The 11,687-nt window shown below is 63.3% G+C and carries 11 protein-coding genes; 2 read left to right on the forward strand and 9 right to left on the reverse strand.

The window, feature by feature from the left end; genetic code table 11:
• Window positions 1-23: 23 nt before the first annotated feature.
• Complete coding sequence (locus AB4Y42_RS16785; protein WP_368688045.1) at window positions 24-1,394, reverse strand: MFS transporter; 1,371 nt, start codon at window positions 1,392-1,394, stop codon at window positions 24-26.
• Between the two features lie 266 nt (window positions 1,395-1,660).
• Between AB4Y42_RS16785 and AB4Y42_RS16790 the strand changes: the two genes are divergently transcribed.
• Window positions 1,661-2,401 (forward strand): hypothetical protein, encoded by a 741-nt coding sequence (locus AB4Y42_RS16790; RefSeq protein ID WP_368688044.1) that lies wholly within the window; start codon window positions 1,661-1,663, stop codon window positions 2,399-2,401.
• Window positions 2,402-2,409: 8 nt separating this feature from the next.
• Here the strand turns inward: AB4Y42_RS16790 and AB4Y42_RS16795 are convergent, their stop codons facing one another.
• The 4 genes from AB4Y42_RS16795 to AB4Y42_RS16810 all read right to left on the reverse strand — a co-directional run bounded on the left by AB4Y42_RS16795 (window position 2,410) and on the right by AB4Y42_RS16810 (window position 5,924).
• On the reverse strand, window positions 2,410-3,090 hold the full coding sequence (locus AB4Y42_RS16795; protein WP_368694775.1) for a hypothetical protein: 681 nt from the start codon (window positions 3,088-3,090) through the stop codon (window positions 2,410-2,412).
• A gap of 90 nt (window positions 3,091-3,180) precedes the next feature.
• Window positions 3,181-4,962 (reverse strand): ABC transporter transmembrane domain-containing protein, encoded by a 1,782-nt coding sequence (locus tag AB4Y42_RS16800; RefSeq protein WP_368694776.1) that lies wholly within the window; start codon window positions 4,960-4,962, stop codon window positions 3,181-3,183.
• 73 nt (window positions 4,963-5,035) lie between these two features.
• Entirely contained in the window at window positions 5,036-5,338 is a 303-nt protein-coding gene (locus tag AB4Y42_RS16805) for a hypothetical protein (RefSeq protein ID WP_368688041.1), read from the reverse strand.
• A 16-nt stretch (window positions 5,339-5,354) separates the two neighbouring features.
• Complete coding sequence (locus AB4Y42_RS16810; protein ID WP_368694948.1) at window positions 5,355-5,924, reverse strand: RNA polymerase sigma factor; 570 nt, start codon at window positions 5,922-5,924, stop codon at window positions 5,355-5,357.
• Window positions 5,925-6,221: 297 nt separating this feature from the next.
• Here AB4Y42_RS16810 and AB4Y42_RS16815 point away from each other — a divergent pair, with 297 nt between their 5' ends.
• Window positions 6,222-7,037: a flagellar brake domain-containing protein gene (locus AB4Y42_RS16815; RefSeq protein ID WP_368694777.1), complete on the forward strand. Its 816-nt coding sequence runs from the start codon at window positions 6,222-6,224 to the stop codon at window positions 7,035-7,037.
• Between the two features lie 19 nt (window positions 7,038-7,056).
• Here AB4Y42_RS16815 and AB4Y42_RS16820 read toward each other — a convergent pair whose 3' ends face one another.
• From AB4Y42_RS16820 to AB4Y42_RS16835, 4 genes are all read right to left on the reverse strand, one after another.
• Window positions 7,057-7,380 carry a hypothetical protein gene (locus AB4Y42_RS16820; protein WP_368694778.1) on the reverse strand — a complete coding sequence of 108 codons (324 nt, stop codon included), beginning with the start codon at window positions 7,378-7,380 and terminating at the stop codon, window positions 7,057-7,059.
• Window positions 7,381-7,399: 19 nt separating this feature from the next.
• The gene (locus AB4Y42_RS16825) at window positions 7,400-8,350 is read right to left on the reverse strand and encodes a hypothetical protein (protein ID WP_368694779.1); all 951 of its coding nucleotides are present in this window, start codon (window positions 8,348-8,350) and stop codon (window positions 7,400-7,402) included.
• Between the two features lie 80 nt (window positions 8,351-8,430).
• Window positions 8,431-8,952 carry a (2Fe-2S)-binding protein gene (locus AB4Y42_RS16830; RefSeq protein ID WP_368694780.1) on the reverse strand — a complete coding sequence of 174 codons (522 nt, stop codon included), beginning with the start codon at window positions 8,950-8,952 and terminating at the stop codon, window positions 8,431-8,433.
• Complete coding sequence (locus AB4Y42_RS16835; protein ID WP_368694781.1) at window positions 8,949-11,678, reverse strand: xanthine dehydrogenase family protein molybdopterin-binding subunit; 2,730 nt, start codon at window positions 11,676-11,678, stop codon at window positions 8,949-8,951. Before AB4Y42_RS16835 ends, AB4Y42_RS16830 begins: the two co-directional genes overlap by 4 nt.
• Between the last annotated feature and the right edge of the window lie 9 nt (window positions 11,679-11,687).

Consider the following 11,687-nt stretch of genomic DNA (forward strand, 5'->3'; position numbering starts at 1 on the left):
GCGCTGTGTTTTTCAGCAGGCGATCACGCAGGGTGGGAAGCGTGCCCGTGATCGCCTGTTCCGTGCGCGTCGTCGTATTCGCGCGAAATATCCTTGTTCGTGTAATCGCCCATGCGCCAGGCGGCGAGCAGACTGATCACACCGCACACGGCGATATAGATCGCAATGGCATAACCCGTGCGGTAGTACGCGAAGAGCGCCGTTGCGATCAGCGGCGCCGGGCCGCCCGCAATCACGGAAGCGAGCTGATAACCGAGTGAGGCGCCGCTGTAACGCAGCCGACCCGTGAACGATTCGGCGATGAACGCCGCCTGCGGACCATAGAGCATGGCGTGCGGCACGAGCGACAGCACCACGGCCGCGAAAATCAAAGCCGTGTTTTTCGTATCCAGCATGCCGAAGTAGATAAAGCCGAAGATGCCCGCGGCCAACGCGCCGATCATGTACATGCGCTTGCGTCCGATCAGGTCGGACACGTGCCCAAAGAACGGAATGGTCACGAACTGCAGCACGGCGGCAGACAGAACCGCAGTGAGCATGAGGTCGCGCGAAACGTGCAGCGTCTTCACGCCATACGTGAAGACGAAGGCCGTGTAGATGTAGAACGGCGCCTGTTCGGCCATGCGCGCCAATGCCGAGAGGAGAATGTCCTTGGGCTGGCGGCGAATGACTTCGAGCATCGGCGTTTTCTCGATTTTGTTCTCGGCGAGGAGCTTCGCGAAGATCGGCGTTTCGAGAATGCTCAGCCGGATATAGAGGCCGATCGCGACGAGCACGATGCTCAGCAGGAACGGCACCCGCCATCCCCACGTCATGAAGGCGTCTCCGGAGAACGCGCTGACGGCGAGCACCACGAGATTGGCGATAAAGAGTCCCGCCGGCACGCCGAATTGCGGCCAGGAGGCGACGAAGCCGCGGTGCGAATTGGTGCGCGCCCATTCCATCGACATCAAGACAGAGCCACCCCATTCGCCGCCTACGCCCACGCCCTGAATGAAGCGCAGCACCGTGAGCAGAACGGCGCCCCAGATGCCGATGGATGCATAGGTCGGCACAAAGGCCACGGCGAAGGTGGCGAGCCCCATGAGAAGCAGCGTGACGATCAGCGTGGCTTTGCGGCCGACGCGATCGCCGTAGTGGCCGAAGATGGCCGCGCCGACTGGCCGTGCGACGAAGCCCACGGCATAGATCAGAAAGGCTTGCAATGTGCCAACGAGCGGGTCGGATTCGGGAAAGTACAGCTTCGCGAAGATAAGCCCGGTGACAATACTGTAGAGGAAAAAGTCGTACCATTCGATCGTCGTGCCGATGGTGCTGGCAATCACAGCGCGGCGCAACTGACGATGGGCGTCTTCCTCCGAAAGGAGCGTGGCTCCCGGTTGATCGACATTCATTTCGCACCCCCAAGGCAAGGGCGATATGGCCAATGCAAAACGCATGACCAGGGTCCCGGTGGTGCGCAAAAAACGTGCCCCAATCGGCCGGGATGTTGGCTTCGCCGGATCGGGTAGAAGTGATACGTCCCTTGCTATCGCTCCATCCTGATCGGCATGGGTTGAGACGTTGTTATACAACTCGATGATATATCACGTTGTGATGCAGTGTGCGTATTTTGAATGAAATCGCCATGCGGCAGTGCATCACGGAAGACGGAGGCGCGATGACTCCACAGCTATCCTCGCAGGCCCTCAGCCCTTCGGAGTATATTGCGCGGCATCTGCAGAATTTCGCCTCGTCCACGCCGGCTTCGGCGAGCGTCAATCAGCCTCTGCAATTGATCGTGTGGAGTGAGGACGTATTCGTCATCGCGGGCATGCTGTTCGTTGTGCTCGCATGCATCGGGGCGCGCCGGGACAAGTGGGCGCTGTTTACGCTGACTCCCGGGGTGTCGTTCGGCCGGCGTCTTTATCTCTGGTGGTCCTGCGCCTGGCGTCAGTGGCTCGCGAGCGCGCTGCTCTTCGTGGTGGCCTTCTCCGTGTTGCGTCTCTCGCTCGGAAAGATTGCGACGCCGCTCATGGCGTTCGCCGCGAACCGGATGCCGCACGACCTCGCACAATCCTCGCCGGCCATTTCGCTTGCGATTGCCGGCATGCCCTTCATCGTGCCCATGCTCGCGTATTTGCTGCTCAGCCTGCCGCTCGTGGGGTACATGGTGCGACGCGGGCTGGCCGCGCACGCCATGCCCGCGCCCCGGCAGTTCGGCTTCTGGCGCGCCACGCTGCTCGGCGTGATCACTTACGCGTGGACCTTGCCGGCCAGCCTAGCCATTACCAATGTAGGGGTCTCCTCTGCGCAGCCACTCGCGAACGCACTGCGTGCGATCCTGCTCGTGGCATGGGGCATGTATATCGTGCTGCCGCGCCAGGCGCGCAGCGTCGCGCGCCTGGCCGCCCCTCGGTAGCGGGGACTTCAGGCCGCCAGATCGACGACGGCCTTCAGCGGCATCAGTCGCCATTCGCCGGCGGTCGCGAACGCGATGATCTGTGTCAACGCGCCCACGCCGTGCTTGCCGTCCTGCGTGCCGAGCATGTCGTCCTCGCTGAAAATCTCGCCAACGGGCGCAAGCTCGAGCACCGGAACTTGCGCTTCAGCGAGGATATAAAACCATAGCGGCGTGTCGTCCTTGAACGTGTCGCCAAGCACCGGGCTCGCGCCATCCGCATTCAGTGAGGCAATGCGATCGAAGCGGAAGGTCTTCGACGGGTTGCTCGACACCTGGGTGCGGACCACGAGTTCGTCGGGACCGAGCGGCGTCACGCCGAGCGCGCTTGCCACCGTCTCGCCGCTCGGCAGGCCATAGACGTTGCCGCGCAACAGGTTGAGCATGGCGAGCGAGCGAAAGCCCTTTGCCGATGCCAGCTTGTCTGCCGCGACGGGAATCGGCACTTCGGACACGCTGTGCGGGAGTTGCGATAGCGGATCGACGAGCGATGGATCGAGCTTGTACGCGTATTGCAGACGCTTGACGTCGTTCGAAGCATCGTCGGCAACACCGGCGGCGGCCTTGTTCGCGCCGTCGAGTCCGGGGCCGCCTTTTTCGCCTGGCAAGGGATGCTCGCGCGGGAAGAAGCGCTGCCAGTCGTCGATCACGTGTGTTTCGGGCAACCGGTCGAAACCGACGAGGCTGTCCGCGTTCGTATTCGTGCCGTCGAATATCGGTGCTGGCCACCCGGCTACTGGTTACGTGACGGTATGCGCGTGTTGCGCGCCGAACTGCAGCGCCGCGAGCTGCGCGTAAAGCGGCGAACTCTGCAGCAGGTCCGCATGCCGGCCTTGCGCCACGATGCGGCCTTGCTCCATGACGATGATGCGGTCGGCCTGCTGCACGGTGGCGAGACGATGCGCGATGACGAGCGTCGTGCGGTTTTGCGCAGCGTTGTCGAGCGCCGTTTGCACGAGGCGTTCGCTCGCGGCGTCGAGCGCGCTGGTGGCCTCGTCGAGCAGCAGAATGGGCGGGTTCTTGAGGATCGCGCGCGCGATGGCAATGCGCTGACGCTGACCGCCTGAAAGGCGCACGCCGCGCTCGCCGAGGAAGGTGTCGTAGCCTTGCGGCAGTTCCTCGATAAAGCCGGCCGCGGCCGCCATGGCCGCGGCGCGCTGGACGGCTTCGAGCGTGGCGTCGGGCGAGCCGTAACGAATGTTGTCGAGCACGCTGCCCGAAAAGATCACCGACTCCTGCAGCACGACGCCGATCGCCTGGCGCAACGCGGCGAGCGACACCTGTTGCGTCGGCACGCCGTTGATGCTGAGGCTCCCCGATTGCGGGTCGTAAAAGCGCAGCAGCAATTGAAAGAGCGTGGTTTTGCCTGCGCCCGACGGACCGACCAGCGCGACATGCTCGCCCGGGCGCACGTCGAGCGAGAAGGCGTCGAGCGCGGCAATGCCGGGGCGCGAAGGGTAGGAGAAGCCAACGTTGTCGAAGCGGATGCCCGCGCCGTGAGCGGGCAGCGGCACGGTCGCCGCCGCCTGCGCCACGGGCGAGCGCGCGGCGAGCAGTTGCAGCAGCCGTTCGGTGGCGCCCGCGGCCCGTTGCAGATCGCCCCACACTTCGGCAACGGCGCCCACGGCGCCGGCCGTGAACACCGCGTAGAGAATGAACTGGGACAGCTGGCCGGCGCTCATCTGCCCGGCCAGTACGGCCTGCGCGCCGAGCCAGAGCACGAACACGACAGCGGCGAACACGAACACGATCACCACGGCCGTCAACCCGGCACGCGCCCGAATGCGGGTGAGCGCCGTTTCGAAGGCCGCTTCCACGGCGCCGCCGAAGCGCTTGGCCTCGAACGACTCCTGGGCATACGACTGCACCGTGGGCATGGCGTTGAGCACTTCGCCCGCCAGGGCGCTGGCGCTCGCCACCTTGTCCTGGCTCGCGCGCGAAAGCCGCCGCACGCGCCGCCCGAAAATGACGATAGGTGCGACCACAACGACCAGTGTCGCGATGATGTAGCCGGACAGCACCGGGCTCGTCGCAACGAGCATCGTCACGCCGCCGACCGTGAGGAGCACGTTGCGCAGGCCCAGCGAGAGGCTGGTGCCCACCACGGTCTGGATCAGGGTCGTGTCGGTGGTCAGGCGCGAGAGCACTTCGCCCGTTTGGGTGGTCTCGAAGAACTGCGGGCTCATGCGTATCACGTGGTCGTACACGGCGCGCCGCAAGTCGGCCGTCACCCGCTCGCCGAGCCACGAGACCCAGTAGAAGCGCAGCGCCGTTGCCGCGGCGAGGATCAGCGAAACCACGAAAAGCGCGATGAAATAGCGGTCGATATGCGTACGGTCGCCGCTCGCGAAGCCACGGTCGATCAGGTACTTGAACGCCACCGGCAGCGCGAGCGTCGCGCCCGCCGAGGTCAGGAGCGCGAGGAAGGCGAGCGCCCAGCGCCCCGCGTAGGGACGCAGGAAGGGCAAAAGGGCGAAGAGGGGCGCGACGCGTGAAGGGCGGCGGGCGGCGACATCTGACATGGAGCTTCCTGGCGGATCGGCAATGAAGGGATTGTGCCAGCCCGCGGCGGGGCGAGGCCGGCCATGGGCTGGCTTACTGCGCGGGCGGCGCGGCGCCATTGCGCAGTTGCTCGCGCTCTTCCGGCGTCATGTGCTGCCATTGTTGCCACTGGTGCCAGTGCATGCGCCGGCGGCAGCCGCCATGCCCGCGGAAGCCGCCGAACAGGATCCGGCACAGCACCAGCAGGCCGATTGCGCGTGGATAGTCGATCGCATGCGCATTGGCCACGATCGCCGGTGCGATCCAGTTCCACAGGCCCATGACGATGGCGCCCAGCAGGGCGATGACCGCTACCATCAGCAGCGCCTTGGCGAATATTTTGCGGCGAAACTCCATTTCATTCTCCTTCGGTTCAATTCTCGAGGTCGTCCCATGACGCGCGCAAACGTTCGCGCAGATGCAGCACCGCATAACGTTTGCGCGCCAGCAGCGTGTTCACGCCAACTCCGCTCGCAGCGGCCAGTTCCTTGAAACTACGCCCGTCCAGTTCGTGCGCGATGAACACCTCGCGCTGGCTGGCGGGCAATTCGTCGAGCGCGGCGCGCAGCGCGTCGAGCATCGCTGCGCGTTCGTAAGCGGCCTCGGGGCCGGCGTCGGGCGAGGGCAGCGCAAGATCGAGGCGGTACTCGCTTTCATCTTCTTGCGGCTCGACGAGCGGCACTTCCTTGCGTTTGCGAAACCGGTCGACGATGCGATTTCGCGCCACGCGAAAGAGCCACGCGCCAACCTGCTCGATGGGCTCCGGCAGCCGCCACGCCTGAACCAGTTCCTCGAACACGTCCTGAAGAATGTCCTCGGCTTCCTCCTGGTCGAGCACGCGGCGGCGGATGAAATTGCGCAGCCTCGGGCGCTCGCGGGCGACGGTGTCGGCGATTTCGCGGTCCTGCGTACTTGGCGGGCTGGGGGTGGGCGGCGGTTCCATACCCGTGTAGACGATCCGGAAAGAGAAATATTGTGACGCGTAATCTCCGGTTTTATGTGGCATGAATAATTCGTTAAGCAAGACCGGGGATAGCCGCATTTTTATTGACATCGGTCACTATATTTCGGTCACAATGCAGGCGTCGAACAAAACCAATAAATTCACACGCTATCGGTCATGCACCTTCACGAGCCTGGCAGCGGTACTGCGTCAAAAACGCTGGAACTCCTCGCGGACCCTGGGCAACTGCCCCTCGAAACGCCGCTCCCATTGGCGGTGTTTCACCATGACGGAACGATGCTGCTGCCGCAAGGCGGCATGCTGAACGGCGAGCAGCGCGACTTCCTCTTCGCGCACTTCCAGCCTTATCGCAACACGGCGGAGCAGGCGAGTCTCGCGAGCGCGCAAGACACCGACCGTGGCGAGCGTGGCAAAGGGCCGTTGACGCTGGACGACATGAACCTCGCCATTGGCGCGCTGCTGGGCATACGCAGCCAGGCGGGCACGGGGCGCGAGATGCTGCCGTGCCGGCTGATCGGCTTCCGGCCGGGCGGCGCGATGTTCGTCACGCCACCCGCTGCGGCCAAGCCCGCGTGGGAGCCCTTCCAGGGCGAACAGGTCGAGATCGTTGCGATCGCAACACAAGCCGTGTTCTGGCTCGTCTGCACGGTCGAGGCGGTCTGCACGCATCCGTTCCGCTATCTCGTGCTCTCCGAACCGGGCACGATTCGCCGGCTGCGCGAACGCCGGGCCGTGCGCATACGCACGCAACTCGCGGTGCGCTATGGCGTGGACCTGACGGGCTCGGAACTGGACCGGCTCGGCATTGGCTGCGATATCAGCGTGCTGGGGATGTCGCTTGCCGCCGGACGCAAGATCGGCGAGGTCGGCGAGCGCATATGCGTGGTGTTCCCCATCGAAGCAGGCAACGTCGGGGCGACGTTCCAGGCCGTCGCCGTGATACGCAATCTGCGCGCCGATACCCCACAGGCAGGGCTCACCCTGCATGGTCTCGAGTTCGACACGCTTTCTCCCGAGAGCCAGGTCGCCCTCAAGACGTTCGTGTTCGACCGGCAGGACGCCGTGTCTTACTGGGCTGGCATGCCGACCTGAACGGGCCGCACGATAGTGCTCAATTCCGCTTGCTGCGTTTTGCCGCCGCCGCAATTTTTTTGGCGGCCGCAGCGGTGGTCGTGGTCTTCGCGGCGGTTTTGACGGCCAGCGCGGCCGGCGTGGCGGTCGATGGTGCGGCGGCGAGTGTGTAGCCCTGCGCTTTCGCCGTCATGTGCTCTGCGATCAATTCGGTCTGAAACCGGTTGATCGTGTCGGGGTCCGTAAAGATGGTCTGCGTGTTGTTTTGCGCCAGGTAGCCCTGCTGCAGTTCGAGCAGATCGAAGGTCTGCAGGGTTTGCGTGACATCGGATATGACGTTGCTCGCGCTCAAGTTCTCTGCCATTTCAGGCTCCTCGTTTGGGTCAGTGCAATGACCGGTTGTTCGAACTCGAAGGCATGGGTGTGAACGTGCAATTCGGGTCTTTGTGCGAGGGATCACTGCAGCAGGCCAGTAACGCCTCGACCGACGCGACGTTTGCCTTGTCCCATTGCTCTTTGCTCATCGCGTTGTCGGTCGGCATCCAGTGGTTTAGTGGATAAGTGTTGGCGAGCTGGTCGTTGCCTGGCGCTTTCAGCTTGCCCACCGAAAGCCCGAGAAAGGCGGTGCAGCTTTGCTCGCTGCCAATGCGGTGACAGCCAATGCAGGTGTTGCCCGGTGTGCTCATCGTCATGAGGTGATACGACGAGAAAGCCTGACCGATGCTCGAATACTTCCCCCATGGGTCGGTGGGCACCTTGTCCCACACCTGCCCGATATACGGGCTGAAGATGAAGGGGCCCGCGTCGTGGCATTTGAGGCAGGTGGGGTTCTTCGGCGTGCTGGTGGCAACCATGGTGGGTGTCGCCCAGAATTCGACTGCGGAGGGCTGTCCTGCAGGCGGCTTTCTCTCGTTGGGCGGCGGCACACGTGTCGCAACGATTCCGCTACTCGCGGGCACGTCAGCTTGCGATATCGGTGGTGGCGGTGGCGGCTTCGAGGCGAACCAGCAGGTCTTGCCGTTGCCCGAGTGATGCATCACGACGACCACGAGGTCATAGAACCGACTCTTGTCTTCGCGCAGCACATCGCGACGGCAATACGCGGAAATTTGCGTGCTGCCGCGCGAAAGATTCAGGATTTTCGAAAACGGAATGCATTGACCTTTTGCTTCTGAAGTCGGGCTCAGCAAAGAAGGCTTGTCGCATCGCGTAGGGGACTCTTTGAGCCCGGGCGGCTTTCCATCGATCGTAATGGGAATATCCGTCCCGTCATTGCAGTTGAATGGCGGCATCTCGCCAATTTCTCTCACGCATTGATCGGCGTATTCGAGCAAGGTCTGCTCATGCGTAAAGGCAGCAAGCGGCACGGCGAAGAGGAAGCACAGAGCGAACAGGAGGGCGCGGACAGACATGGTCATCCTCCGCTTTTCATCTGCATTTGCGCGACTTTGCGAATCGCTTCGCGATACTTCACGTAGCCTGTGCAGCGGCACAGGTTTCCCCCCACCCAGGTGTCGATTTCCGTTTCGAGCTGATCTGCGCTGATACGGTACGCCTTCAAATGTTCGAGCATGGCGGTCGCCGCCATCAAAAAGCCCGGCGTGCAGTAGCCGCACTGAAACGCGAAAGACTCGAGAAACGTCTGCTGCAGCGCCGAAAGCCGGTTGCCGTCCGCGAGGCTCTCCACGGTGTAGATATGTTGATTCGCGACCGCGCTCACGGGCGTGACGCACGCCAGGGTCTTTTCCATCAGCGCGTCGCGGCTGCCGCGCAGGCCCACGGTACACGCACGGCACGCGCCAATGCCGCAGCACACCTTGGTCCCTGTCAGGTCCAGGCGTTCGTGAAGGAATTCGGCGAGGCTCATGTCGGTATCGGCGGCCGGTACCGTGACAGCGCGTCCGTTTACGTGAATCCTGATGTTGGCTTCGTTCACTTCAGGGCCTCGCGTATCTTGTCGGGCGTGACGGGGGTTTCCCTGAAGCGATGCCTGGTCGCCATGGCCAGCGCGTTCAGCAGCGCCGGCGCGATGGGGCACATCACGGCCTCGCCGATGCCGCGCGCGCTGTGATGGTCTCCATCTGGCGGCGGCAGCGTGATCAGTTCCTGCCGCGGGACGTCGGTCATGCGCGTGATCAGGTAGCGGTCGAGATTCCACGTACCGTTGCCGGGGCCGTCATTGCCCAGCGGGCACGATTCGCTCAGCACATTGCTCATCGCCATGGCCACCGCGCCTTGCGACTGGCCTTGCACGATCTCTGGACAGATCAGGCGGCCGGCGCTGAGCGTCGTGACGACATGTTCGACCCTCACGTGCCCGGATTCGGGGCTCACGGAGACCGCGACAAGCGCCGCCGAAGGCGCATAGTTCGTGCGCCCGAAATTGAACGTGTCGCGTGGCGGCAGCAACGCGCCGTGAGGCAAGCCCTTGAGATGGTGCGTATCGGGCCCAACGGCGATGTAGTCGCAGTCCATCACGACGGCGCCCGACGCGAACGTGTACTGGCTTCTCCAGAACCCGCCGGCATAGGTGACATGGGCGGCGGCCACGGTAGGCAACTGCTGGCGGTTGATCTCGTCGAGCAACGCGGGCCAGCTGATTGCCGGGTGACCGGTGGCGCCCAGCTTGCCATTTGTCCACTCGAGGTCATGCCGCTCGACGTGCGGGCTGGTCCATATTGCACGTGCGGCGGGCAGCACGCTTTGCAGCAACAACACCATCGCGGCGCGGTCTACGGCCTGAAAGTGATGGAACGCACCGAGGCAGGCGCTCGAAGAACCAAAGGGGGCCGAGATCGCTTTGCTTCCGGGAGCATCCAGGATGCCCAGCTTTGTGTAATCGAAACCCGGTATTTGAAACGCCTCGACTTCGTTCATGGTGATTTTCTGCGCGTTCTGCCCAAGGCACGCCGCAGGCGCCAGGGCCAACGTCGTCGCTGCGCCATTGCCCATGTCCGTGTAATGCGTGAGCACGTGCAGGCCCGCGTTCGGCTGAATCTGCACCATCGCGAATACGGCGTCTTTGCCGGTACCGTAGGCCTGGTTCGACATGGCGAGCCCAACGCCATATCGCAACCCGAGCGCGTGGCGTTGCGCGCGCACGCTTTCCCTGTTGCGCCATAACTCGTGCGCTTCAAGCTGGTTCAGCAGCTCGGCGAGTTGCAGATGGAACAGAATGGGTGCGCCTGTGAGCGTTTTGCCGTGCTGCTTGCGGAGCAGGTTAGTGCGCCGGATGTCGAATGGACTTTTGTGCAGCGCCTGGGCGGCCTCGTCCATGAGCGTTTCGATGGCGAGATAAGCCTGAGGACCGCCGAAGCCGCGCTGCGAGCCGCCGAACAACGCGGGTGTATAACTCACGGAGCTTTGCGCAATGGCGCGCGGAATGTCGTAGCAGCTCATGGCGCTCATGGCGGCAAGGTCGCCAACCGGGCCCGTGAGATTTTCCTTGGCGCCGCCATTGAAGCTGAAGGAACTGACGAGCGCCTGGAGCTTGCCGCTATCGTCGAGCCAGATGGACTCCGTGAAATCCGTTTCCGCGCGTTTCAAGCCGACCTGAAATTGTTCATAGCGCGATTGCTGCCAGCGCAACGCCCCCTTCGCGAAGGGCGCGGCGAGCGCGAGATAAACGGGAAAATACGATTCGTCGCGGCCGCCGAATCCGCCGCCTGGGTAGCAACTGATCACGTGAACGTGCTTGACGTCGATATTGCTGTCCTTGAACACCTTACCTGCGGCCAGGCAGTCGCCGCGCGGCGATTGTGTGCCGAGCACCAGGTTCAGACAACCGGAATCCGCCTGAAACCACGCCAGCCCCGACTCCGGCTCCATGAAGACGGGATCGATGGCGGGCGTTTTGAAAGCACCGTCGAACTGGTGCCAGGCCTTGCTGACGACCTTGGCGCTGGCCAGACTGAGAATGCCTTTACTGATGCTGTTGCACCTCGCGCTGGATGTCTTGTCGACGTGGCAGCTGTTGTGGAGGTTCGAGAACGACGTCGCGTCGTCGCGCACATAGAGCTTGGATGCGAACGGATACAAGGTGGTCGTGGCGCTTTCCGGCACCGTTGCGCCGTACCGGATCACCGACTCGTTGAAATCGAGCAGTTTCTTCGCGCGGCGATACGTGTCGAAGTCTTCGAAGATCAATAAGGCGACGGGCTGGCCGTAGCAATTGGCGGGTTTGCCTTTCTGTGCGAAAAGATAGATATCCTGGCTCGCTACCGGATCCTTCTCGGCAGCGAGATAGATGCGATTGTCATTCAACGTCTGGTTGGAAACCACGGCGATTGGGCGAAGATCGTGCGGCAATACGCTCAGGTCGAAGTCTTCGAAATTCTTGTCGACACAATTGCACCGCAGCGCGTATAGCCAGTTTTCTTCTTTCGGCCAGCCGTCGAAGTCGCGCGCCTTGTAATCGCGCGCGTAGATCTTCGCGCCCGTGACCTTGCTCACGCCGTCGATGCGCCAGCGCGCCTTGCCAGGCTCCGGCGCCCAGTCGGGCGCGCCGTTCGGTGCCTGTGGCGCGGCGTGGGCGCCCGTCGCGGCATGTACAGTTGGGCTGGCGGCCGCGTATGCGGTGATGGAACTGACCGACATCGTGACCGCGCCGCTCCCCATGGCCTTGAGGAATGTCCGGCGAGTGATCGGAACATCGCAAGCCATGTGCGTCTC

Source organism: Paraburkholderia sp. EG286B, from assembly GCF_040965655.1.
GTDB lineage: Bacteria > Pseudomonadota > Gammaproteobacteria > Burkholderiales > Burkholderiaceae > Paraburkholderia.